Source organism: Paraglaciecola sp. (assembly GCF_051252315.1).
Classification (GTDB): domain Bacteria; phylum Pseudomonadota; class Gammaproteobacteria; order Enterobacterales; family Alteromonadaceae; genus Paraglaciecola.
Window position 1 is genome coordinate 14,984 of the sequence record NZ_JBPOFP010000013.1, and the last position, 23,691, is coordinate 38,674.

General features: G+C 39.5%; 23 protein-coding genes and 1 pseudogene. 9 read left to right on the forward strand and 15 right to left on the reverse strand.

The features are described from left to right. Positions 1–202 precede the first annotated feature (202 nt). Positions 203–703 carry a hypothetical protein gene (locus ACSHXM_RS04115; RefSeq protein WP_435687461.1) on the forward strand — a complete coding sequence of 167 codons (501 nt, stop codon included), beginning with the start codon at positions 203–205 and terminating at the stop codon, positions 701–703. 94 nt (positions 704–797) lie between these two features. On the opposite strand, the gene ACSHXM_RS04120 is transcribed toward ACSHXM_RS04115, so the two are convergent. Together ACSHXM_RS04120 and fabB are read right to left on the reverse strand one after the other, a co-directional pair. Continuing rightward, positions 798–995 carry a DUF2970 domain-containing protein gene (locus tag ACSHXM_RS04120; protein ID WP_435687462.1) on the reverse strand — a complete coding sequence of 66 codons (198 nt, stop codon included), beginning with the start codon at positions 993–995 and terminating at the stop codon, positions 798–800. 79 nt (positions 996–1,074) lie between these two features. Next, a complete protein-coding gene (gene fabB, locus ACSHXM_RS04125; RefSeq protein ID WP_435687463.1) occupies positions 1,075–2,289 on the reverse strand; it encodes a beta-ketoacyl-ACP synthase I in 1,215 nt (404 codons plus the stop codon). A gap of 191 nt (positions 2,290–2,480) precedes the next feature. Here fabB and mnmC point away from each other — a divergent pair, with 191 nt between their 5' ends. Further along, on the forward strand, positions 2,481–4,493 hold the full coding sequence (gene mnmC / locus ACSHXM_RS04130) for a bifunctional tRNA (5-methylaminomethyl-2-thiouridine)(34)-methyltransferase MnmD/FAD-dependent 5-carboxymethylaminomethyl-2-thiouridine(34) oxidoreductase MnmC (RefSeq protein WP_435687464.1): 2,013 nt from the start codon (positions 2,481–2,483) through the stop codon (positions 4,491–4,493). A gap of 23 nt (positions 4,494–4,516) precedes the next feature. On the opposite strand, the gene ACSHXM_RS04135 is transcribed toward mnmC, so the two are convergent. Beyond that, positions 4,517–5,344, reverse strand: a complete 828-nt coding sequence (locus tag ACSHXM_RS04135; protein WP_435687465.1) for a substrate-binding periplasmic protein — start codon at positions 5,342–5,344, stop codon at positions 4,517–4,519. Positions 5,345–5,510: 166 nt separating this feature from the next. On the opposite strand from ACSHXM_RS04135, the gene ACSHXM_RS04140 reads away from it, so the two are divergent. After that, positions 5,511–6,155, forward strand: a complete 645-nt coding sequence (locus tag ACSHXM_RS04140; RefSeq protein WP_435687466.1) for a hypothetical protein — start codon at positions 5,511–5,513, stop codon at positions 6,153–6,155. 59 nt (positions 6,156–6,214) lie between these two features. Here ACSHXM_RS04140 and ACSHXM_RS04145 read toward each other — a convergent pair whose 3' ends face one another. Then, positions 6,215–6,940: a nitroreductase gene (locus ACSHXM_RS04145; RefSeq protein WP_435687467.1), complete on the reverse strand. Its 726-nt coding sequence runs from the start codon at positions 6,938–6,940 to the stop codon at positions 6,215–6,217. A gap of 89 nt (positions 6,941–7,029) precedes the next feature. Further along, positions 7,030–7,389 (reverse strand): DUF2750 domain-containing protein, encoded by a 360-nt coding sequence (locus tag ACSHXM_RS04150; RefSeq protein ID WP_435687468.1) that lies wholly within the window; start codon positions 7,387–7,389, stop codon positions 7,030–7,032. Positions 7,390–7,468: 79 nt separating this feature from the next. On the opposite strand from ACSHXM_RS04150, the pseudogene ACSHXM_RS04155 reads away from it, so the two are divergent. Further along, positions 7,469–7,777: pseudogene (locus tag ACSHXM_RS04155) on the forward strand (DUF4198 domain-containing protein); the annotation flags it as partial. A 75-nt stretch (positions 7,778–7,852) separates the two neighbouring features. Further along, positions 7,853–8,239, forward strand: a complete 387-nt coding sequence (locus ACSHXM_RS04160) for a DUF6746 family protein (protein WP_435687469.1) — start codon at positions 7,853–7,855, stop codon at positions 8,237–8,239. Positions 8,240–8,346: 107 nt separating this feature from the next. Here ACSHXM_RS04160 and ACSHXM_RS04165 read toward each other — a convergent pair whose 3' ends face one another. The 5 genes from ACSHXM_RS04165 to ACSHXM_RS04185 form a co-directional block, all read right to left on the reverse strand. Further along, on the reverse strand, positions 8,347–9,447 hold the full coding sequence (locus ACSHXM_RS04165; RefSeq protein ID WP_435687470.1) for an OprO/OprP family phosphate-selective porin: 1,101 nt from the start codon (positions 9,445–9,447) through the stop codon (positions 8,347–8,349). Beyond that, entirely contained in the window at positions 9,444–10,070 is a 627-nt protein-coding gene (locus tag ACSHXM_RS04170; protein ID WP_435687471.1) for a DUF4956 domain-containing protein, read from the reverse strand. Before ACSHXM_RS04170 ends, ACSHXM_RS04165 begins: the two co-directional genes overlap by 4 nt. Positions 10,071–10,080: 10 nt before the next feature. Beyond that, positions 10,081–10,956: a polyphosphate polymerase domain-containing protein gene (locus ACSHXM_RS04175; RefSeq protein WP_435687472.1), complete on the reverse strand. Its 876-nt coding sequence runs from the start codon at positions 10,954–10,956 to the stop codon at positions 10,081–10,083. An 18-nt stretch (positions 10,957–10,974) separates the two neighbouring features. Beyond that, on the reverse strand, positions 10,975–13,554 hold the full coding sequence (locus tag ACSHXM_RS04180; protein ID WP_435687473.1) for a CotH kinase family protein: 2,580 nt from the start codon (positions 13,552–13,554) through the stop codon (positions 10,975–10,977). A gap of 188 nt (positions 13,555–13,742) precedes the next feature. Then, a complete protein-coding gene (locus tag ACSHXM_RS04185) occupies positions 13,743–15,251 on the reverse strand; it encodes an Hsp70 family protein (RefSeq protein ID WP_435687474.1) in 1,509 nt (502 codons plus the stop codon). Between the two features lie 304 nt (positions 15,252–15,555). Between ACSHXM_RS04185 and ACSHXM_RS04190 the strand changes: the two genes are divergently transcribed. After that, complete coding sequence (locus tag ACSHXM_RS04190) at positions 15,556–15,855, forward strand: type II toxin-antitoxin system RelE/ParE family toxin (protein WP_435687475.1); 300 nt, start codon at positions 15,556–15,558, stop codon at positions 15,853–15,855. A 28-nt stretch (positions 15,856–15,883) separates the two neighbouring features. Here ACSHXM_RS04190 and ACSHXM_RS04195 read toward each other — a convergent pair whose 3' ends face one another. From ACSHXM_RS04195 to ACSHXM_RS04205, 3 genes are read right to left on the reverse strand one after another with little or no spacing between them, the layout of a single operon-like run. Further along, positions 15,884–16,714: a 3-keto-disaccharide hydrolase gene (locus tag ACSHXM_RS04195; protein WP_435687476.1), complete on the reverse strand. Its 831-nt coding sequence runs from the start codon at positions 16,712–16,714 to the stop codon at positions 15,884–15,886. A gap of 12 nt (positions 16,715–16,726) precedes the next feature. After that, on the reverse strand, positions 16,727–18,262 hold the full coding sequence (locus ACSHXM_RS04200) for a DUF7133 domain-containing protein (RefSeq protein ID WP_435687477.1): 1,536 nt from the start codon (positions 18,260–18,262) through the stop codon (positions 16,727–16,729). Next, a complete protein-coding gene (locus ACSHXM_RS04205; protein ID WP_435687478.1) occupies positions 18,262–19,182 on the reverse strand; it encodes a c-type cytochrome in 921 nt (306 codons plus the stop codon). Before ACSHXM_RS04205 ends, ACSHXM_RS04200 begins: the two co-directional genes overlap by 1 nt. A 126-nt stretch (positions 19,183–19,308) precedes the next feature. Here ACSHXM_RS04205 and ACSHXM_RS04210 point away from each other — a divergent pair, with 126 nt between their 5' ends. Continuing rightward, positions 19,309–20,670: a helix-turn-helix domain-containing protein gene (locus ACSHXM_RS04210; RefSeq protein ID WP_435687479.1), complete on the forward strand. Its 1,362-nt coding sequence runs from the start codon at positions 19,309–19,311 to the stop codon at positions 20,668–20,670. Between the two features lie 134 nt (positions 20,671–20,804). Continuing rightward, entirely contained in the window at positions 20,805–21,254 is a 450-nt protein-coding gene (locus ACSHXM_RS04215; RefSeq protein ID WP_435687480.1) for a hypothetical protein, read from the forward strand. 69 nt (positions 21,255–21,323) lie between these two features. Here ACSHXM_RS04215 and ACSHXM_RS04220 read toward each other — a convergent pair whose 3' ends face one another. Continuing rightward, entirely contained in the window at positions 21,324–21,707 is a 384-nt protein-coding gene (locus ACSHXM_RS04220) for a VOC family protein (RefSeq protein ID WP_435687481.1), read from the reverse strand. An 18-nt stretch (positions 21,708–21,725) separates the two neighbouring features. Beyond that, complete coding sequence (locus ACSHXM_RS04225) at positions 21,726–22,046, reverse strand: DUF2956 domain-containing protein (RefSeq protein ID WP_435687482.1); 321 nt, start codon at positions 22,044–22,046, stop codon at positions 21,726–21,728. Between the two features lie 418 nt (positions 22,047–22,464). Here ACSHXM_RS04225 and ACSHXM_RS04230 point away from each other — a divergent pair, with 418 nt between their 5' ends. Beyond that, the gene (locus ACSHXM_RS04230; protein WP_435687483.1) at positions 22,465–23,649 is read left to right on the forward strand and encodes a DEAD/DEAH box helicase; all 1,185 of its coding nucleotides are present in this window, start codon (positions 22,465–22,467) and stop codon (positions 23,647–23,649) included. Positions 23,650–23,691: the final 42 nt, after the last annotated feature.

A 23,691-nucleotide genomic window follows, 5' to 3' on the forward strand; every position in this document is an offset into this window, starting at 1 on the left:
GGTCTTATAATTTACTGAGTTTACCGTAAGAACATAACTGTAAATAAAACTGACATAATGAAAAATAACACTCACCTTTACTAGGTAAAAAATTTAATCTAAAGTTATACCCATATTAATTATATTATAATATTCTTTTAGAGAATTTATATTCAAAATACTATTAATACCATTCCATTAAATAATTGTTGAAGGATCATCCATGAAAACTATTACTTTGTGTTTATCGGTAGTATTTATTTTATCGAGTTGTCAAACCTCATACCGAGCCAAAAGTATGTTAGACGGTTTAGGTTACCAAGACAAAAAATTGAAACCTGGGGTTTTTCAAATTTTGTACAAGGTAAATGCAGCGACACCAGAACACATAGCTTTAGACTTATGGCACCTGCGCGCAACTGAACTATGTGGCCATTCAAACTATTTTTCTACTGCGAAAGCCCGAAGTTATCAAGGCTCTGCCAAAAGAATCAAAATAAGTAATAATCGTTATTATAGAGGACCTAGCAATTACACTAGTTACTCGGAAAAGAGTCACACATTTTCATATGCTTCGGATAGTAGTACTAATCAAACTCATTACGCAATTCCACGAGCAAGTTATAAACAAAGAAAGATCCGTAATTACACAAAATGGCCGAGTGCAAGTGGAGTAGCCTATTGTGAAGGTAAACCTAAATACAGAATTGGTACCAATAGTTAGGGTTATTCATGTTTCACTAAACCTAGATCCACCTCCACTTCAAAGCGGGAGTAAAAATTTTACGGTTAGTGTGGAATAGCTAGCCTTATTGTTTTTACAAAATCAAATTAACCACTAGCACTAACAGCCCAATCAAACCCAGTACAAAGATAATACCTACAACGATATAGGGCAGAATGGAAGGCTGCTCAAAGTCGCTCTTATAATTTGCCTCACTTTGCACGCCCAACATACTGGCAGCAACACTTTTAAACACCTGCCACCAACTCGCTTTATTTTGAATTTTTATCATATGTTTACCTGAGCATCGGAAAGTTAGGAACAAAAAAGCCAGCAATTGCTGGCTTCTAAATTATAAACAGGTTTATCGCTTAACCCTGATATTTTTGCATGACCAAGGTACAGTTTGTGCCACCAAAACCAAAACTATTCGACATAGCAGTAGTGATTGCACCTTCACGAGTTTCAGTCACCACATCCATGCCTTGCGCTTCGTCATCAAGGTTTTCAATATTGATAGAAGGAGCAATAAAGTCATTTTCCATCATCAATATGGTATAAATCGCTTCGTTTACTCCAGCAGCACCTAAAGCGTGACCTGTCATAGCTTTGGTTGCACTAAGAGCTGGCGTCTTATCACCAAACACTTCTCTTATGGCCCATAACTCTTTTACGTCGCCAACAGGAGTAGATGTTCCGTGAGTATTAATATATTCAATAGGAGCATCAACGCCTTGCATAGCTTGCTGCATACAACGCACTGCACCTTCACCAGAAGGAGCAACCATATCTGCTCCGTCAGATGTAGCACCATAACCTACTATTTCTCCGTAGATTTTAGCACCACGAGCAAGAGCATGCTCTAACTCTTCAACAACCACCATACCGCCACCACCAGCACCAACAAATCCGTCACGGTCTTTGTCATAGGTACGAGAAGCCTTAGTAGGATCATCGTTATATTTAGTAGACATGGCGCCCATAGCGTCAAATTCTGCTGATAAGGTGTAATGCAATTCTTCACCGCCACCAGCAAAAATAATATCTTGTTTACCTAATTGAATTTGCTCTAAAGCATTACCGATACAGTGAGCACTAGTAGAACAAGCTGAACTAATTGAATAATTCACACCTTTAATTTTGAACGGTGTCGCTAAACAAGCAGATACAGTGCTACCCATACAGCGAGTTACCATATATGGACCGATACGTTTAACGCCTTTTTCGCGTAAAATATCAATCGCATCGACTTGGTTTTTTGATGATGCACCACCAGAACCTGCGATAATACCGGTTCTAACATTTGACACCATATCGTCGGTTAAACCTGAATCTTCTATCGCTTGTTGCATAGCAATATAGGCGTAACCGGCTGCTTCTCCCATAAAACGTAAGGTTTTACGATCGATGTGTTCTTTGATATCTAAATCAACTTTACCCCAAACTTGGCTTCGCATGCCTGCATCTGAAAACTCTTCAGAAAATGTAATACCTGAACGCCCTGCTTTTAGGGAATCTGTTACTTCTTCTTTATTGTTACCAATACTAGATACAATGCCTAGTCCAGTAATTACCGCTCTTCTCATGATTTACCCTTCAAAGATAATTTTGCGCACATTTTAATGAATTTATTGACTCAACTGGTCTGCTTTGAGCGTACAGGTGTTAGCTTAAATTAAAATGCTTTGAGATACCACTAGTTGCAATCAAAATAAAGCCACTTCAAAATACGCCCAACAAAGCATCCGTGCTGGTATTGGCAAGATAAGGTTTCGAATTGAGCATTAAACAAGCAAACATTGAATTTAACGAACAAGGAGCCCCTGTTGCTACTGAATTCGCTGATATTTATTTTTCCGACGCTGGTGCATTTGAAGAAACCCACCATGTCTTTTTATTAAACAATGCTATTCCACACCGCTGGGAAACCTGGCAGAAAAACAATTTCACCATAGCTGAAACCGGGTTCGGTACCGGTTTAAACTTTTTAATTACGCTAAAATGTTTCGCCACATTTATAACACAGCACCCAGAGTGTCAGTTCCACCTGCACTTTATATCAATTGAAAAGTTTCCAATTAGTGAAAAAGATCTTAAACAAGCCTTAAGTATTTATCCCGAATTACAAACCTTAAGTGATGAGTTACTCAATCAATACCCAGAGCCTATAGCAGGCTGCCATCGGCTCAACTTTTTAAATAATCGTGTGACCTTAGATTTATGGTTAGGTGATGTTCATCAAGTGTTACCACAGATTGAAAATACACCCCAAGGTTTAGTCGACGCTTGGTATTTAGATGGCTTCGCGCCGAGTAAAAACCCAGATATGTGGACTCAAGATTTATTTGAACACATGGCTAATTTGGCGAAACATAATTGTCACTTTGCTACTTTTACTGCTGCAGGTTTTGTTCGCAGAGGACTGATTCAAGCCGGCTTCGAAGTACAAAAACGTCCGGGTCATGGGCGCAAAAGAGAGATGTTAGCAGGACATATTTCAAAAACCGCTAACAACCCTATTCGCACACCTTATTTTCTGCGACATTCAGCTCAGGCATTTCAAAAAAACTCTTCAGTCAGCCCAAGTGTCGCCATCATAGGTGGTGGCATAGCGGGCGCTAATATAGCGTATGCTTTGGCTAAAAAAGGACTGTCTGCACAGATTTACTGTAAAGAGGCTAGTTTGGCAAAAGGGGCATCAGGTAATCCTCAAGGCGGTTTTTATCCGCAGCTTAATGCCGAAGCAAGTGTGTCTAGTCAAATTCATGTCAACGCATTCACTTTTGCCGCTAGACTTTATAAAAAGTTACTCGCTGACGGATTTGATTTTAGTCACGATTGGTGCGGTACTTTACTCGTTGCTTTTAATGAAAAGGTCACTGCACGTTACCAAAAAATGGTAGCCAATCAAACTTGGCCTGACTCATTAATCCACTGGGTTAACTCAACGCAAGCAAGCAAAATTGCGAATATAGAACTCCCCTACCCAGGTTTATTTGTGCCAAGCGCAGGTTGGATAAACCCTCCTGAATTAACCCAAGCTCTTACCACTGCAGCCAAGGCTAAGGTGCATACTGAGCACAAACTAGATTGCATCGAAAAACAAGGCCAACAATGGCAATTAAACTGGCAAGATAAGTCAACGAGTTACGCCGATATCGTGATATTTGCCACCGGCAGCGACAGTGTCGATATGCCTCATTTACAAGACTTACCATTTCGATTGGTAAGGGGGCAAGTTGAGGCCATTCCTACAAATGAAACCCTCAGTAAACTTTCTAGCGTGTTATGTCATAAAGGTTATTTAACACCTGCTTGGCAAGGGCAACATGCATTAGGCTCAACTTACATAAAAGAAGATAGAAATTGTGTTTATCGACCATCCGAACAAGCACTCAATTTGGCTATGCATCAAAAGTCATTGGAAAAGTGTAATTGGATACATCAAATTGAGGCTAAAGAACTAGGCCGCGCGGCTACACGTGCTAGCACGCCAGACCACCTGCCCATGGTAGGAGCGGTACCTAATGTTGATGAACAAAAACAACAATACAAAGAATTATATAAAGCCTTGCCAAAACATCGCTACCCACAGCCAATCGATCATTCCAACCTGTATGTATTGAGTGGTTTAGGATCTAGAGGTTTAAGCACTGCACCATTGTGTGCTGAGATATTAGCCAGCCAAATTACAAATCAAGCTCTACCACTAAACAACACATTGTTAGATGCCCTTAATCCAAATCGATTTTTGGTCAGAGATTTAATACGTAGACAAGGACAGAATTAGATTCTCTAAATTCAGAAATCTGATTAACTAGAAGGTAAGTTATGCTCTGTATTTAGTTGGATCACCGGTTCAAAGTATTTAAGGTATTTTTCTAATATTTTATTGTACGTGCCATTTTCTTTAATTTCGACTAGCCCTTTGTCAAATGCATCCCGCACTTCCCTGTCCCAAAACACATTATGAAAACCAAATTTCGGTCCAAATATCTTAGCTACGACAAACTCTTGGGCTGTATCTTTATAATCTGAACGCGCTTTATAATAAGCAAATATTTCGTGAGCTAAGACAATCACATCAACCCTATCTTTAAATAACATAGATATTTGCGACTCTTGTCGTGCAGTTTCTTGATACTTCGAATGTTTTTGGTTGGCCTCTGAAATGATTCGATATTCTTCACCATAAAATAAACTAGCTCTTTGATGAGCCAAAATTGACTTATCTTTTAAATCTTTAATGGCAGAAATTTGCAGTTTATTTTGCTTAAGATGAACCGCGATGGTTTGGTATTCCGGTAACACTATTTCAGAATAATACACGTCAAGTTTGGGGAAATTCTTTAAGGTAACGATGGTACCATCAACTTTCTGACTACTAAACGCAAAAGGTAACCTGCCGTAGGGGTAACTTAGAAACTTAACCTTATAACCCATCTTAGATAAACTTTCGTGAACAATGTCGACTTCAACACCAGAGATTTTGCCATCCTTTACAATGCTGTAGGGAGGAAAATTTGCCACGCCGATGGAAATAACCTTGTCTATTGCAAGACAATTATTGACGTTCATAAAGGCAAAAATAATAGCCGCTAGATAATATTTCAATATCATAAATTTTAATATAACAGACAATGTATTATTTTCTAGTTTAGTATTTTGAATGTTTTATGTTGGCTTCGATTAAACAGGATCAACATTATAAACACTAGCTATTTGCTGATCCACGTATCAAGTGTATACTTTTTATACACTTGTTTGTTATCCCAATATTTAGTGAATAACGAGGGAACGGAAAATTATGAGCGAGCACCCTAAATCCTTTTTTCATACTTTTACAGGCATGATTACCGCCATTGCCTCACTTATCGTCGCCATAACCGGCTTATATGCCGCAACTGATGGTTTTAATTTTGGGCAATCTGAACCGTCAAACAACCAAAAATCAATCGTTTCGGAACAAGATCAATTGGAGCAATTACAAAGCCTAAAACGTCAAAAAGAAATTAACGACCTACGTATCCAACAAGAAAAAAACAATTTATTAGCACAACAAGAAATCGCAAAACTTAAAGCCCAATTAAATCAAACGAACAAAAATCCTGTTGTCTCTCATTCACAAGAGCAAGGTAACTATCAAAATGCCACGCCAAACGTATCGGGTAATTGGACGTTAACCAACCAAGTTGGCACCTACGTCTTTGTGATTGAACAAAACGAAAATCAATTATCCATACAAGAATACGATAGCTTTAATAATAATGTGGGTAATGGTTCTGGTTATATTAACGGCAATCAAGTAGAACTAAACTGGACTGAACCATACTTGTTTGTGATGACCTTAGATGTTGAAGCCGACTTAACCTTAAATGCCAACGGTACTGTTTTACAAGGCACTATGTATACTGAGGACTCCCAAGTTCCTATCAGTTTATATCGGCAGTAAAGGCGAAATACAAGTTAATACTTCTGTAGCAATTTTCTTCTACTCAATAAGAAAATTACTTATTTTTTAGTGGAAATAATAAACTCATTTAAATCGAGTTTATCTGGACGATATTGATTCACGATTTCATCTTCTTTGGGATAACCTAAAGCTAAACCACACACCAATTTATACCCATTAGGAATATCAAAATGTTTTTCTAGTGGTGTTCGCCACATGCCTAATGCGCCTTGTGGGCAAGTCCCTAAACCTTTATCGGTGGCGGCCAACATTAACGATTGCATCATGATCCCAGAATCCACCAATGCTGTGTATTTCATTCCTGGGTGAATAAAGATAAAAATGGCCACAGGCGCATCAAAAAAAGTAAAGTTTTTGGCCATTTGCTCGTCACGAGCCTTTTTATCTCCGCGACCAATACCCAACAATTTGTATAAACCTTTACCAGTGGCAATTCTGCGGTCTTGAAATATCCCTGGGTATTTGCCAAGAATGGGCTTGTAGTCTCCGTCTGGCATAGCCTTACTGGTTAACGCTTTAAATAATTTAATGGGTAATGGTTGGCGTTGAATTTTGTTGATTTTGTAATATCGGCTTAACAACTCTTGTCCCAATTGTTGGCAAACATCACCTTGGGCCACAGCCACTTTATAAGGCTGAGTGTTTGAACTTGATGGTGACTCGAGCGCATCTAATAAGATTTCATCTATAACCTGCTGACGCACAGGTTTATCGGAAAAGGCACGAATGCTACGGCGAGATTTTAATGCTTCTGAAAATTCCATAGAACCAAACTTTTAGTCGAATTCAAAAACACATACTTTCACAGGTAGTACCAGTAGGTCAACTTGGTTCATCAATAGCTTAAATGAAATTACAAGATTTCTATTTTAGCCAACATCTGACTAAAGTCGGCGAGCTCTACCTCTAAGTACTCTCCACCATCTAACCATTCCACGCCTATCATAACGTTATCTTGAGCAAGATCTTCAACCCAAAACTCTAACCAATCAGCAAGACTGATGGCCATTGGCTGGTATGATTCCCATTCGTCTATACAATGTTGTTTAGCTAACTCTAAGCTAGACCACAAAGGCATCACATCAGCATTTTCAAAATTTATTGAATCGAGGATCACCCAGCCATCACTGGTTTTATCCTGTAATGCCCACAGTGTTTGGGTGCTTTTAATGTGAGCCATAAAATCAGCGGTTGGTAAATTAGTATCTGACATAAAATTTTCATTTAGAAGAGTCGTAAAATCAATCATACGGACTTAGCCCAACAGGAACAATGTTTGTGTCGGAGTTGGGTTAGAGTTAGTAGCAGATGGTCACCCTAATGATTTATTTGCAGGTGAAGCCACCGGATTCAATATTTTGTTTAATGGTGAACCGCTAGATAAAGAACTAGAAGTACAAGTAGTGCGCGGTGGAACCCGTTATCGTAACGAACGAGAGCAACAAACTTTTGCTTTAAAAGGATCGAATCAATTTAAGGTCGACTTTGCTAAAGCAGGCATGTACCTAGTTGAAGCTGAGTTAGTCTTACCTTCAACAGAAGAAGGTATCGACACAGACCGCTGGGCTTTGTTCACCACATTAGAAGTGAACCCAGAATAAAATAGCAGTCAAATTTCGCTATTTTCAGTGAGATTTGCTACAACTCAAATCAATAAAAACAACATGGTAGAAAAAATGAAAAGTATAAAAATACTCATATCCGTCGCATTACTAATATCATTAACCAGCTTAAATAGTGAAGCGAGTGACGTCAGTCACTTTAAAGGTCAGCCTTCACCGGATTTGCATTCAGCATTGTGTAACTTACAAAAATTTGATGCCCAATTAAAAACAATCACTAGCAAGCCACTAAGCCCCAACGCTATGGCGAAAATTCATCAACTCACTTATACCTTGGAAGTTGCGGTGCAAAGAGTGCAAACAGAACTGGCCACCGCAGCCGTAGAGTTAGAAAAAGTACATAAAGGTTCTGAAACCATGAGCGAAGAAAAAGTGAAAAATTCCGCACAAAAATACCTAGCCGTAACACAGGCGTTGACTGCCAATTTGACCTGTCGCTAACTCTTAATCTTAGTCTTAGCACCAAATTGCCTTCAACAATACGACGACAGAGTTAAACGCCTGTCGCCGTATCACTCGATTAACATCACTTAATTAACCTCAACAAATTAAAAAGAATACTGAGCCCGTAACGAAACTGCATTGCCTGTATGAGAATCTTCAAGACTTTCTGAGTAGTCCGCACGGGTCACGTCAGCCATCAACTTAAATTGTTTATTTACGGTGTAATTGGCTCCCACAGAAAAGAGTTTAGCTTGCACATTCTCTTGATCTAAGTTGAACTGGCTGTATCGACTAGTGAACTCCCATCCCTTTTTAGAAGGTGCGCCCAATTCGCCATTTTTGTATTTTCTATGACCACCAGATAACAAGTAACTCGCCGAAATATACCCGCCTTCATAAGTATATTTAGTTTGGTTTATATCAACCATGTCAGACTGCATCCATTCGCCTAACAAGGTAAACCCTCCTTGCTTCCACAATAACTCAGCACCTTGAAATGATGCACGATCAAGATTTAGTTTTTCGCCTTCAAATAACGAATCTGCAAACTGCACTTCTAACGGTTGGTTAATCCGAAAATCACTGCCAGCGTAATCTCGTTGACTAAAAGACAAACCAAGGTGAAGTAAGTTTTTATTTTGTTTCCACAAGACCGACGTAGCGCGGCCAGTAATCGCTTTACTTGATTCACTTTCATCTGGTTGATAATAACCAAGCTTCCAATTAATAGCAGACTGTTCTCCGGCCAAACTTACGCCTAACGAGCGCCCTAATGACAGAGCGTTACTAGGCAGGCTTCTTTCTATTTGAAGTAAGTTTCTTGCGCTCATTTGATTTTCTAAACCAAATGGCTCTTTTTCTTGTCCTAAAGTGACATCAAACCCTTTCCAGCCCTTATATTGTAGGTAGGCATCTTTTAACTCGATATCACCATCTTCAAAAGCGAGTTGAACTTTAGCTTTCCAGTTTTTCGAAATTTTGCTTTTTACACTGACTCTCGCCCTGCGAACATCAATTGAAGAATCGGATTCTGTACCATTTTCCAAAAACACAGATTCATAAGCATCGGCATCCAGCATCAGGTAACCACTGACATCAAAACTACTTGATGAGGATTCAGCTAAAACACTGGTATTGACCACTAAGCAGGCCAGTGACAATAGAATCAGTTTTCGGCATATAAATGCCTCATTCCGCGGGATCATGATGGTACATCTACTTTATGGCTAGACTTAACCTGAGAAAGTGAATTGTTTTGTTCGTAGGGCAAATAACTCACATTAAGTTGTGCCGTATCTCGTAAAAAATCAATTTGTTCTATTTCAACCTCAACCACATTAAGGCCTGTACGTAATTTTAGGTCTGCAATCAGGTTATCTCTGTTTTCTGGTTTGATATTTTCGATACGTTCATAACAGACACTTTGCGTACAGTACTTGTTGCCAATTAATCTAGAATCAATAACCAGCGCAATCACACAAATAATTAAATTCAACGTAATCAAATCAACAGTACTCATCTGTCCTACTGAGGTTAACAAAGCAATCGCGGTAACCAAAAATAGATAGGTCATTTCCTTAATAGAAATCGACTCAGTGCGGTACCTAAGCATGGTAAAAACTGCAAACAAACCAAAGGCAAACTCCATGGACATGTCTACCCCGTGGAGTAAGTGAGTAATGATAAACACACCTACGCCAAACAATACAAAAGCCCCTGCTACGGATGCATTTTTGCTCACACGGTAATAACAGCCATAACAAAGCGCACTGATTGAAAATATGTTCACAATAAAACGGATAACAAAGGCAATATCTAACTCAGTCATAATAATTACTCTAATAAGAAAAGGGTTTAGGAAGGCGATCTAACTGCATTAACACAGATTTAAACCGATTCGATTTCAAGGAAGTAGGGAAAAGCAAAGCGCAGCCAATGCAATATTTACTAAAGGAGGTGGTAAAAATATTGTTTGCGCTCATTAATTGGTAAAAAACAGAACGTTTAGATTTTTTCTGTTGTTTTAGCTCCGCAATAAAAAACTTGGGCAAAGTCACTTCATTTTGACCTTGTTCGTCTTGATACCAAAGAGAAAAATCCAAGGTTAATCGCTCAGCTTTCTCTTCGTTTGCCAATGCGATGCGTTTGTAACCACTGCGCTGTACCACTTTAAGATCAAGCTGTTCATCACCCATTTGGTCTTGAATAAATTCATGAATATCAGGTTGTTGCTCTTCTTCGCCAGACAACTTAATTCTGGTTTTAATGGTACGTTTTTGGTTGTTCTTAAATTTAACTTCTAAGAACTCGGTCGCCGTATCCACATAATGTCTTCGTCTTACTTTAAAACGGTTTAACTTGCCATTATGGTGGGCTTGGTACATAGCCATGTCTGGTGTATCCAAATATTGATTGTGATAAGTAAAACACCTTTGACCCGCAATATTTAAAACTTTGTAATGCCCTTGCAGCTGCTCTAATAAAGTGGGTAAAAAGCTAATAGGTAACAAAAACTTACTATCTACACGATCCATTAAATTAGCGTTATTCAGTTCATCTAACCGGTAGCTTTCAAATCCAGATAACGCGTCTTCAAGCCTCTGTTCAGCAGTCAATTTGTAACGTTTAACGATATCTTCAAATCCTGCTGCATGATTGATTAAACCGCTAGCAGCATAAACTCGATTTGAATGGTTAACTTCTTGGCAGATCATAAAACTTCTCAGATTTGGTTAATTACAAAAACCAGAACCATTACCGGCAGAAGGTAATGTGCCTTGTAATTGTTTGGTCATGTTGTCTACGCGGTAATTGATGAATTCTGTCAAACCAAAGAAACGGTTAGACGTTGAATCGAGGTTGGTATCAAAACTAGACACGCCATAAAAAGCACTAGGATCGTTGGCTACATGCTCACGGATCAAGTCAGCAATGCCAGCCACTCTAGCCGCAAAATTAACAGATGTAAGAGGTCCGTTAATCAGCTCCCACAAGTAGGTATGATAAGTATCAAGATATGCTTGATGGGCGAACACATTCGCCACTAAAGGGCGGTCTGCCAGTGCATTCATTGTTGGTTCATCAATGTATAACTCTCGCACATCAGAGCGACAACCCATTGCGAACGAACCAAATGCCTCGTTCAAATCCCAAGGTAATAAGCTAAACACACCATCTTGTTCGTAAATATAATAATTATGCGCCAAGGTACCGTGAAAACTATCCAAGTTAGACAAGGCCACACTTACCGATAAATAACGCAGTAAACTGTCCACTTCAATCACGTCTGTTGAACCTTGAGCTAACTTTTCAACAAAGTTTATGAAAGCACCATTGTCGGTAGTGTCTTCGTTAGTTTGTAAATTAATATCGCTATAACTCGCTATGTTGTCACCGAGCCAATTCAAGTCACTGCCTACGCCATCTGGCTTGTACATATCACCATTTTCATTAGCAAAATGTTTTTCTAAAAACTCACCGTCCACTGCTTCTACCATCAAATAAAAGCCGAATAGTTCTTCGTTGATATACACATTTACATAAGCATGTTCGGGTGTAGCCACGCCCATTTCATCTAATAATTGATATGCAATTACTTCACGCATATACGAAGGATCGTTAAACGAATTTTGCAGAGTAAACTTCTTTAAACCAAAAAACTTTTGACCGTCCACATATTCATTAATATCAATTTTAAAACTGTATCTATCGCTTGCCGATTGAGCCACGCTGCGCAAACTCGAACCACCTTTAGTGCGAATAGCCACACTGTCTAACGATACACCATTCAAACTAATAGCCGCTTGGTGATACTCTTCATCAAGAGGATTATTTAAAATGTTTTGCCAGTTTTCGTCACTAATAGCAATTGACAAATTACTCACAACTTGGGGATCAAAAGCGCTGGCAAGTGTATTTTCTGTTCCGGGTGTGGGGGACAAGAAACCTTTATCCCAATCATTGGCAATGTCTGAGGTTGATTGAATACCGTAACTAAAACCGGCAATCACGTCACTGTCGTCCCAGTCAATAAAATCAACAGTTTCGTCTTGCAAAATCAAACTCAACTCGTCGGTTTTTCCTAATTTAAAAGGGACGTAATAATCACCAGGATCTTCATCAGTGGCATAGATCACCACATACTCTCCTGGGTTTAACGAAATATCAGGTAGGCTAACGGGGTCAATATCGTTACTTTCGTCAATCACTTGGTAGTCAGATAATTGCAAACTGCCTGTTCCAACGTTATACAGTTCAAACCAATCATTGCCACCATCAATATCGCTGGCCACAACTTCATTAATAATCAGTGGACCATGTTCTGCTTGGCTATTTTGAGCTTCTACTGATGGTGTTAGAATATGTGTGCCATCACTGCCATCAGGGAAACGTCCGTAGCTATGCCCTATTAACGCCTGTCCTTTATTCCATTTAAGCGTGTCAACTAAATCGTCTGCCTTAAATAAACTCAGCTCGTCACTTGCGCCTAATTTAAATGCAACAATGTTAGCTAATTCGGACTCATCATTAGTGGCAAATACACGGTAAAACTCGCCTGAATTTATAGTGACTTCGGGTAACGAAACGAGTTCGCTATCTTCATCTTTAATGCTGTAATCACCTAAATACACAGATGCAGTGCCCGTCACGTAAAACTCTATCCAATCCGCTCCACCAGCACTATCTTTTGCGACCACTTCATTAATGCGCAGTTCAGCGTTTTCATTCACAATTTGATCGAGCGTAACAGGTTCGCTGGCCAATTGGTTTGCCGCACCTTGGGTAGGCATTAACGTTTGAGCCTCACCACTACCATCGGTATACAGGCCGTAACTGCTGCCTTCAGCCGCGTCTCCATCAGTCCAAGCTAATTGATCAACTTGCACGTTATTTTCAAATAAGGTGACAGAGTCTTCACTGCCTAATTTAAAGGTTACGTAATACCCTTCTTCAGGAGGTGTGTCTTCTTCATCAATGGCTTGCACCACCACATAATCACCGGCATTGGCGGTGACATCCGGTAAGGCTTGGGCTTCTCGGCCTTCGCTATCATCCACCAAACTATAATTCGACAAGTTAACTTCACCGTCTACCACGTAAAGTTCAATCCAGTCGGTTTGGTCATCGCTTGCTTTGGCAACAATCTCGTTCACCACCACTTTAGAAGTAGTTACTACTGGTGTTGAAGGTTCGGTAGGTGTGACCTCTCCAGGCGTGTCATTTGAAGAGTTGTCACTGCTTCCGCCGCCACAAGCAGAAAGTAATGTCCCGCCAATAAGGGTTAAAGCAACAAAAAGAAGATGAGTTTGCATAGGCCTGCCTTGCATAAATAATTAACTAGGCCCTGATCCTATAAATAGAAGGTGCAAACAATGTGCAAGAAATATGGATTTGATAAATGCTAAAGCAGAAATGCCATCACATCTGGTTACGTAGGGGACTAAGCCCCTAATTTTATTAGTCGTGGTAAATTTTAGGTCTAAAAACTAACAATGACAGCCTATGAATTAGCTAAATTAGACGCTTGAATTGCCAAGCCTTCACATACCGAATTAAAGGCATCGCCTTCTAATAGAGGAAGGTCGGCTAACATAATTTGCTGAATTTCTTTTTGTACAATTGGCGACAAACTCATGCCTCCTGTCACAAATAACATTTCTGGCGGTTCGCTGCTGTTATCTAAACACTCAGTCACTAAACTTTTTACTCGGCGTAACCAAGATTGCATGGAACGATTTAAGTCTTCTAAGCTGATGTCTACATTATAATCAGCTTCAATGTAGTGTAATGGCAGCGTAATCTGTTTCTTTGACGACAACATTTCTTTGGCTAATCGAGACGAGTTGACTAATCTGGCTGAGAGTTTTTCTTCTTGAACCGTTTGCAGGCGCGATAATAATTTTGGATCTTTCATCATACATCTGGTTTGCGCAATTTCTAAACCATAATCATCTGAGAAAAAGTTATCCAATTTAGGAATATTATCTACCGCACACATATCTGAAAAATAAGTAGGTGGAACAGGCAAGTTATTGGACATCAATTGCCCCATTCCCATAGTAGGAGCGATAGATTTAACGATTAGATTTTTATCACATTCCATTCCACCTAATCGAGTACCTGTCACCGACAAAACATCTTGTTGGCGATCAAGACTAATATTTTTATCTGCAGACAAACGGATACAACAGATGTCTGTGGTACCACCACCAATATCTACGACTAGGGTATTGGTCGGTTTATCCAATGTTTGTTCAATTTTATAAGCTGCTGCTATAGGCTCTTCAAGAAACTCAACTTTGACAAACCCCGCTTTTTTAGCAGCTTGAGTCATTATTTCAATGGCTTGGTTGTTACCGGCTTCACCTCTAGTTCCGTGAAACTTTACAGGTCGTCCAATAACAGCTGTATCCACATTTTGTTGCAATTGAGTTTCTGCACTGGCTCTAAAAAAGGCCAGTTGTTTGGCAATAATGCCAACAAAGGCTTGTTGTTGTCCGGCCACTAAACTGGCCCCCAAAAAGTTTTTAGGCGAATAAATCAAACGACCTTTTTCGGGTGTTTTTAAATATCGTCTAAATCCTTCTTCGCCAAAGGCAAATTTGCCTGTTTCTGCTAACTGCTGCAAAGACAAATCTTGTACCGTCATATCTTTTAGCAACAATTGAATCGCTCGGCGTTGTAGCTCAGGTAAGTTATGAAACTCGGACCTTAGATCTGATATTTTGTCGCTATAAATGTTCTGCTCACGAGGATCTTTTGCCTCGTAATAACTGTCTTTAGCTTTATCAATTTGCTCGGTAATGCTGCGTTTTATTTGAGCGACTTTAGCTTCAATTATTGCAACAGGAGGGTTAGGTAACTCATGTTCGTAATAAATAAACACCGAAGATCGAATTTTATTTGCGTCTTCTAAGGTGGGATCTAACTTAATAAAATGGTGCTCTTGACCATCAAAATAAACCACCTCTGAATTTGAGGTGCCATAATCTATACCAATTGCAGCCATTGTTAGTGAATTCTACCTAAAGTGATGTGCTAAAAATTAAGGCCGAGAATTGTAAAGTAAAATGTGTAACGCTTCACCCGTTGTTTTAAAAACTTATTGAAACAAAGCTTTTTCGAATAAACGCAAAACAGACCTTGGTAGTTAACTCAGGTTCATTCGGCAGATATAGATGTTTGCCTTAAACCCCAAATATAATCCCTAGGTATTGTGAGTTTGAAATTATCACTTAGTTATATAAAGAAAATGTCGTTGACGGTAAAAGCTTTCTTAGCTCCTTATAACCATCAACCTTATAACCATCAAGATGAAATCCACTCAATACAAACTGAGTAGCTTGGCTCAGGAACATTTACGCAAAGTAAAAGCCAATAGGATAGAAAACTTTAGTGAACCGCAATGGCAAGCTTATAAAGCAACACTACTATCTGGTTTTCAGTTGCTAGCTGATAACCCTAGCGTTGGAAGGCTCTGCTTTGAAATATATGCCAACGGGTTTTACTTTCCCGTGGGGAAACATATGGCCTATTTCACCAAAGAAAAAGGGGTCATCTTAATCGTGGCGGTTTTAAATCAGTCGCAGTTACCACAAAATTACTTGGGGTAACTGCATGTTTTCCACAAAAAGCTGAGTATTAGTTCAAATTGCCTAACTTTCTCACCCAGATATTTCTAAAAGATACTGGAGAGCTGTGATCTTGGATCACCAGTGGTGATGGGCCATGAGCTTGGTATTCTTTCACTGATTTATGCCCGGTCGGGCCATTCAGAGGAGTTCTGTGCTGAACCAGTACACCATTGTGGAACACAGTCGCATGGGCTTTTTTAGTCAGTTTTCCTTTGTCGTCAAACTTTGGTGCTTCAAATACTATGTCGTAAGACTGCCATACTCCTGGAGGTAAAGACGCATTGGCTAGTGGTGGAGTCTGCCCATAAAGTGCTGCGGCTTGGCCATCTGGATAAACAGGGTTTTGATATGAATCCAAAATTTGCACTTCATAACGGCCCATAATATACAGCCCACTGTTACCCTTTTGCTGACGTTTTTTGTCGGTTTTTACCGGGGAGCGCCATTCTATGTGTAACTGCATATCACCTAACTTTTCTTTAGTGCGTATGCTTTGATTTTTACCCGTTTTAGGATCTTTTTGGATCGTGACTACACCATCTTCTATTAACCACTGCACGGGTTTACTGTCTTTGCTACGTTCGAAGGCATCCATATTGGAGCCATCAAACAGTACAATAGCGTCTGCTGGTGCTTGTTGCACAACCGCTGATTTAGGTGTGACCACTTCAGGTTGCGGGCGTCTTGGGTCATGCACATGCCATTGAGTCCCCGGAATGATGGGCGTATTGGTATAACCAAACACATCTTGTTTCTGCTGATTAGCGCTCTGGGCAATACCACACAAACTGGCAGATAAACTTACTGCAGTGATAAGCCTTACAAAGGTTTTACTCATGATTTACTTTCCTTATTTATAGTTCTTTTTATTTAAGTTGTAGCGCAATATATGCCCCATTAATGGACGGCCGCTTTGGTCGGTGACATTGGCTAAATTGATGGTATATAACTGTCCTTGTTTGAGCTCAGGCAAATGAATAATGAGTTCATCTCCCTTTTGATTTAACCCGCTTTTACTAATCGGAACTGTGGTTAAATCCACTTTTTCAGATCCATATTTGGCATGATAGTGATAAGTATGCCGAGTAATTTCGATGTTAGATGGAATAGATACTAAGCTTTGATTAAAGCTTACTTTAAAGCCATCTTTCACTTGGCTAACACCATCCACAATAAAAATCGGCTTATCCTTTTTGGTAATTTTAACTAGGCCTTCATCACCCGCCCAACCGAGGTGAATTTTCCCCACCCACAAGGCGCCGTCAGCAGAGAAGTCCATACGGAAATTTCCGATACCTAAGTCTTGCCCAGCTATAAATGGGATAAACGTACCTTGGGCAGTGTCTCCCTCGTTATCAGGTAAAAATCGAATAAGATGGTGAGTATTCATTTCGCCCACCAAGAGTTCGCCTTCAGGTAATCCAAATAAATCTGGGCTGATGGTTGCTAAAGGTTGCGTAGGAGAGTTGGCAAGCTCGCCTTGAGGAAATAAACCCGCTGCAGGTTTACGAATATCCATAAGATCTGCGGGAGTCACGTCCCAATGTTTTTTATTCCAACCTTTTAGCCAATGTAAAGAAGCGGGATGACCGGCAAAGTCCCCTTGGTTAACTTGATGAAGCGGGCTGGTGCCAATCCAATCCCCTTGGTTATCAGTGACCCATAACTTGTCTTGAGGATCGATATGTAGTCCAGCAGGTGAACGGAAACCTGAAGCAAAAGGAGTGACTTGTCCATCTGGAGTAATTTTCATCACCCAGCCTCGATAAGGCGCACAAGAAAACATACGTGTAACTTTTTTGCGATAGCCAGCTCGCCACTTAGGTGAATCGTGCCATTCACGCATTTTGTCTTCGGGTGCACAAAATTTGCTGTATTCACCACGAATGTATTGGTAGATTCCGGCAAAGTTTGAAGCCACGTTTAGACCAATATAATAGTTACCATTGCTATCCACAGCCGGTCCAAAGGCAAATTCATGATAATTCCCCGTCATACCAAACTCATCATAAAGGGCTTGGTAGGAATCTGCTTTACCGTCACCGTCTTTATCAACAATGCGAGTTAATTCAGGCTTTTGCATCACAACAAAACTGTTATCACTGTCTTGTACAATACCTAGTGGTGTATGTAACCCTTCTGCAAAGGTAGACCAAGTATTTTTATCTGGGTCAAAAATCACTAAGTCGCCGTTATACAAAGTTAAGGCAAGACGCCCGTCTTTCATGGCAGTTAACCCGCCAATTTGTGGGTCTACGGTTTTTGGGTATTCAACCTTTTCAATATTATAATAATCTTGCCACTTAGTTGGGTCAGCAAAACTGTTACTGGCATTGACAAGAGTCATTGCTAACGTAATTAACAAGGTAAATTTTAAGATAGTCATTACAAGCTCACCTCAACAGAAAATTTTGCAGTTTGATTTGGAGACAATGTCAATTTGTTATTGCTTAGCGTGCCTTGGCTCACCTTGATGGCTGCAGTTTTTCCAGCTTGAGTATGATGGCTAAAATCTAGCGTCAGCGGCTCTGATAAACCTTTGATTTTAAAGTGCCGGACAAAACTACGCTTGTTTTCACCAATAGTAATCTTTTCTCGAATTTGCACCTCACCCACAGAATAAATAAACTCAGGATTGCCCTGCACTAAGTCATATCCTAGGTAATCAACTTTGTTATTCTGCATCAACGAAAGCGGTTGATTAGCCGTTTCGGTATACAAAATTTTTGGCCGCACTTCTTCACGTTTTTTTTCACCATTAAAATGCAAATGGCTTGGGTAGGCAAAACGCACCGAGCCGATTGTTGTATCCCAAACAACCGTTAACTCTTTACTTAAAAACACACTGATAGACGCTGGACTCGTGAAAGGTAAATAGGTACGTTTAACATAAGGGTATGGCTTAGAAGGAGCCCGAAACGGTTTAAACCTAGGTTTAGCTTTTCGCTCGATGATATGTTTACTGACAAACAAAATGTAATCATGAATTTGTGTTAATCCTTGCTCACCAACATGACCCATAGGTGGCATTTGAATGGTGTCAGGATTTTTTTTACCAGGATTTTTTGACCAATTTAAAAATGCTTGGCGATGACTTAAAGGGTAATTATCACGAATGTACACAAGGGAAGGACCCGTGCTAAATCGGTCAATGGAGTGGCACGCTTGGCAATTAGCCTTAAATGCTTTCTCCCCGGCGTTTTTGCCTGATACGATGTTAGCAAATGCAGTGTTAGCAGACGCGACAAAAAGCAAACTCATAGCTACCCAAAACAAAATACTTAAATACAAAGGTTTTTTATTCACAATAAACACCTATCCCATAAAGCAGAAATTCAATACACTAAGGAAATCTTAAGCTAATGAATCGTACAGCATAAGTAAAAATAAAGATTTAACAGTAAATCGGAGAGTTTATAACTGTTATAAAACATGAATAACCCACTTAAATCAGATACTTACCCCAGTAAATCTAGCATTCTTGAGCAATTAGAACGGATCAATCAAAGTCATGTTTTAGGCCGTTCTAAAATTAATCGTAAACTAATTAACTATTTAGTGGACTATTATTTAGACAACCTAGCGCAAGATGGACAAGCTAAAGCCCCCAAGGAAATAGAGATTGCCACTAAGGCTTTAGATAAAAGTGAAGACTTCAATCCTGCAGAAGACGCATCGATTCGGGTATATATATCTAATTTACGAAAAAAACTGGATGTCTATTATCAAACTGAAGGGATAGATGAAGATTTTCAAATTACCATCCCACCTGGTGGTTATGGCCTTGAGTTCGTTGTTCAAAAACAACAAGTAACTGACAATATTGTAACGGCTACAGTGGCTTCAGAAATTCCACAGCAACAATTGACGTCCCCCCCCCAAAATACATTAACGACCTCATTTTCACCAAGCACAAATCACTGGTTATCAAAAAGATCAGCCATTGGGATAGTGGCAATATTGAGTTTATCTTTACTACTAAATTTATGGTTGTTTGTAAGCCAAACTACTAACCAAGAAGCTGTTATTCGACAGCATTCATTTTGGCAGCCTCTATTTACTAATCAAAAACCTACACTCATTGTGATTGGTGACTTATATATGATCACCGAAAAAGATCCACAAACGAATCGGCCTAGAGCGATACGAGAATTTAGCATTAACAACGAGACTGACTTAAAAAAGTACTTTGTTAATTATCCGCAAAAACGGGATACGGTTGGTAAATCTGCCAGCGCCTTTTTGCTAAAAAATAGCGTGTTTTCACTGCAACATATTCTGCCTTTATTTAATTCTCCGCACGAGGTCACAATTAGACTAGCAAGCAACCTCTCCCCTTCTGATTTGCGTGACTACAATTTAATTTATCTTGGTTTGTATAAATCCCTTGGTTTATTAGATGCTTATTTTCAAGGTTCGAACTTCCATATAATAGAGTCTCCACCATCACTCAAACATAATACTCGCGATATAAGCTATGCCATGACTGGCAACTTACAGCAGGAATATACCGACTTTGGATCATTTGCTAAATTTGCTGGGCCAAGTGGAAATCAGGTTTACTTATTAGCAGGATTTTCTGATGCTTCAATTATTCAAATGGCAAAGTACCTAACCAACATCAACAAACTCGAATCTGCAGAGTTTTTGCAACATTATGAAAAATTGGTAAAAAACAAATCCAACTTTGAACTGATATTTTCAGCTTCAAGTTTTGATAGGACGGATCTCGATTCAACAATAGTGAATAGTGGCCCACTAGACGTTAAATCTATATGGGCCATGCCTAATTAACCGGAGTTATGGTTAATCACTCACGCAAGTATGTTACAAAATTCAAATTTGGTAACACTTTGATGTTTGCCTGGCGTGTCTGCGCCACGAATACTTAATACCATTCATCTTAATTCGCTAAGAAGGTATGTATTGTGATTAAAAGCTTGTTTATCCCAAATAGTAAATACGATGGCATTCGGCCGATTAATATCTACTTTATGCGTCTGATTTACGTGTTAATGGCGTTTGTATTAGGCGCAGATGTATGGGGCTACATATTTTCTTACAGTGCAGTCTGGCAACAAAACGAAGCTGTTGCATGGAGTGTTTGGGCTGCATTTTCGGTTTTGGCTTTTTTAGGTATTTTTAGAACGATCCAAATGATCCCTCTATTATTGTTAGAAATTGTCTATAAAGTTTTGTGGCTTATATTAGTGGCTTACCCTTTATGGCAGAAAGACAAATTGATTGGCTCTGGTGTAGAGCAAACTGCTTTTGCCTTTTCACTTGTGGTGTTACCCATATTGGCAGTACCTTGGGGCTATGTCTTGAACAGAATAATACTAAACAAACCAAGTCAACTTAGTAACTTGGCAAAGTAAGTATGTACGGGTTGAGGAGGGCAATTTGTCCACTTGTCTTAGTTACCTATCATAATTGCCCCACCAGACCTAAATCATGGGTTTTCCACGGCGACATAGTTGCAGTGATACACCCCATGGATCTTTCATCATGATCAATAATGAGCCATCGGGTAGATTGACTTCATCTACTTTTTTGGCCCCGGCTTTTTCCAAACGAGCGCAATCTTCGTAGGGTTCAGAAGAAACAAACGCTACGTGCATAATCAATGGATTTTGATTGTGATAATCGGGCACTTCATCTACAGGGTTGTTATAAACTTCTAACATGACTTGACCTGTTTGATCAGCAATAAAGTGTGTAAATGGATGTTGTGACATCGCAAATTTAATTGTGAAGTCTAAATGTTCGCAGAACCACTTAGCCTGAGCCACAGGATCTTCAACGTTAAACGCAAAATGTTCAATTTTCAAAATTGTCTCCCAATAATTTTATAAAACAGTATATCCAATAAAGCCTAACCAACTCACAGATAACAATACCCAAGGTAAATAAAGCTTAAAGACATTATTGGTGTCTCTAATTTCATTTTCTTGATCACCATTATCCAACTCTCGTTGTTTAAGCTTTTGTTTACGTTGTTTGTCCATCTCTCGCAGTTTTTTACTATGCTGTTTTTTATATTCAGCAATGCCCTTCTCTATTCCTTTAGCAATGAGCTTAGTTTGTTCTTTTGTTTGCCCTGGTTTCTGGGTGCTTTTAGCGACCTTTAAGGCATCAGCTTCTAGCTCGGGGGAGTTTTTATTTTTCATTCTTACATTTAACCGATTAATACTTAACCCGAACTCTGGGTAAGAGGTGTCGTTTAACTATGATTTTTATATAAATATCAAAAGGTTATTTTGCATTTCCTTTTGAAGTTTAAATAATTTATTACTCAGTGACGAAATTTTTGTACCTAACAAGACGGTTTTTCGTAAGTAATAGCTGGCGATTACTAGGAAAACCAACACAGTTAGGAAGAAAAAGAGCGTTATTGAGAGGCGCAGCTTAACCAGAGTTCGGGTTACTTACCAATATTATTAACAGTTTATGTTAATCCCTAGGGAGAAAAACAGTCGTAACCGCTTTATTTAAACGTTAATGAATGCCACATCCATAAATGGATTACTGCTATACTTCACGCCTTTATACACTGCCGCTTTGCAGCCAATCAGCACGAGTCCATACATGTCATTCTCAAACCTTAATTTATGCGAACCTCTGCTCAATGCCTTATCCGATTTAAATTATTCAACGCCAACTTCAATCCAACAGAAGGCGATACCAGCGGTGTTGTCTGGCAAGGATATTATTGCCGCTGCGCAAACAGGTACAGGTAAAACGGCAAGTTTTGTGTTGCCGATCCTGCAATTGCTGAACACAGATCGCAAACTGCGTGGTAAACGTATCAGAGCACTTATCTTAGTGCCAACCAGAGAGTTAGCGGTTCAAGTTGAAACCAGCATTACCGAATATGGAAAAAATCTAACTCTTAGCTCTATGGCAATGTATGGCGGAACTCAATCCTTTGAACAAAAACAACGTTTAATCGACGGGGTCGATATTTTAGTCTCAACGCCAGGTAGATTGCTCGATATGGCCCATCAGCGCGCATTACATTTTGATGAGCTTGAAATATTAGTACTCGATGAAGCCGATAGAATGTTAGATATGGGTTTTATTGGCGATATTAATAAAATCATTGAACGATTACCCGAACACCGTCAAAACCTGTTATTTTCAGCGACGATTTCAAACGAAGTACGGGCGCTAGCAAAACGTTCGATCTACAAGCCTGTTGAAATCTCAATAAAACAAAATAAAGAGTCTGCAGCCAAAATTGAACAGTGGTTAGTCACAGTTGATAAAAGCAATAAATCAGCTTTACTAAGCCACCTGATTAAAGAACAGCAATGGGATCAAGCGCTTATTTTTATTGAAACTAAACAAGGTGCGGCTAAATTAGTTAGCCAATTAGAAAAACGCGGGATCCCTACCGAAAGCATTCACGGCGACAGAACCCAGTCCATGCGTGAAAAAATATTAGCTGATTTTAAATCAGGTCAAATCAAGTTCTTAGTCGCAACCGGAGTGGCTGCCCGTGGCCTAGATATTCAAAACTTATCACGTGTGGTTAATTACGACTTACCCGACCAAGTTGAAGATTATATTCATAGAATAGGCAGAACAGGTCGTGCTGGTGCCAGCGGAGAAGCCATTTCATTAGTCGCAAAAGACAACTTTAGAAACCTATGCGCCATCGAAAGTCGTCTTGGCCATGTGATTAACAGAAAAACATTTGAAGGTTTTGAGGTTAAAAAGACGGTACCCGTTTCTATTTTAAATTATGTGCCTAAGAATAAACGGAAGTAAGTTAAGAAAAATAGAGCCGAGTATTCTCGGCTCACTCTACTT

Bases quoted from the DNA above. Each gene is read 5' to 3' on its own strand.
- ACSHXM_RS04165 (WP_435687470.1), bottom strand. From the start codon at position 9,447: ATGATCCCGCGGAATGAGGCATTTATATGCCGAAAACTGATTCTATTG.
- ACSHXM_RS04145 (WP_435687467.1), bottom strand. From the start codon at position 6,940: ATGGAATTTTCAGAAGCATTAAAATCTCGCCGTAGCATTCGTGCCTTT.
- ACSHXM_RS04230 (WP_435687483.1), top strand. From the start codon at position 22,465: ATGTCATTCTCAAACCTTAATTTATGCGAACCTCTGCTCAATGCCTTA.
- ACSHXM_RS04180 (WP_435687473.1), bottom strand. From the start codon at position 13,554: ATGCAAACTCATCTTCTTTTTGTTGCTTTAACCCTTATTGGCGGGACA.
- ACSHXM_RS04225 (WP_435687482.1), bottom strand. From the start codon at position 22,046: ATGAAAAATAAAAACTCCCCCGAGCTAGAAGCTGATGCCTTAAAGGTC.
- ACSHXM_RS04140 (WP_435687466.1), top strand. From the start codon at position 5,511: ATGAGCGAGCACCCTAAATCCTTTTTTCATACTTTTACAGGCATGATT.
- ACSHXM_RS04210 (WP_435687479.1), top strand. From the start codon at position 19,309: ATGAATAACCCACTTAAATCAGATACTTACCCCAGTAAATCTAGCATT.
- ACSHXM_RS04190 (WP_435687475.1), top strand. From the start codon at position 15,556: ATGAAATCCACTCAATACAAACTGAGTAGCTTGGCTCAGGAACATTTA.
- ACSHXM_RS04150 (WP_435687468.1), bottom strand. From the start codon at position 7,389: ATGTCAGATACTAATTTACCAACCGCTGATTTTATGGCTCACATTAAA.
- ACSHXM_RS04170 (WP_435687471.1), bottom strand. From the start codon at position 10,070: ATGACTGAGTTAGATATTGCCTTTGTTATCCGTTTTATTGTGAACATA.
- fabB (WP_435687463.1), bottom strand. From the start codon at position 2,289: ATGAGAAGAGCGGTAATTACTGGACTAGGCATTGTATCTAGTATTGGT.
- ACSHXM_RS04195 (WP_435687476.1), bottom strand. From the start codon at position 16,714: ATGAGTAAAACCTTTGTAAGGCTTATCACTGCAGTAAGTTTATCTGCC.
- ACSHXM_RS04160 (WP_435687469.1), top strand. From the start codon at position 7,853: ATGAAAAGTATAAAAATACTCATATCCGTCGCATTACTAATATCATTA.
- ACSHXM_RS04115 (WP_435687461.1), top strand. From the start codon at position 203: ATGAAAACTATTACTTTGTGTTTATCGGTAGTATTTATTTTATCGAGT.
- ACSHXM_RS04200 (WP_435687477.1), bottom strand. From the start codon at position 18,262: ATGACTATCTTAAAATTTACCTTGTTAATTACGTTAGCAATGACTCTT.
- ACSHXM_RS04120 (WP_435687462.1), bottom strand. From the start codon at position 995: ATGATAAAAATTCAAAATAAAGCGAGTTGGTGGCAGGTGTTTAAAAGT.
- ACSHXM_RS04185 (WP_435687474.1), bottom strand. From the start codon at position 15,251: ATGGCTGCAATTGGTATAGATTATGGCACCTCAAATTCAGAGGTGGTT.
- ACSHXM_RS04175 (WP_435687472.1), bottom strand. From the start codon at position 10,956: ATGATCTGCCAAGAAGTTAACCATTCAAATCGAGTTTATGCTGCTAGC.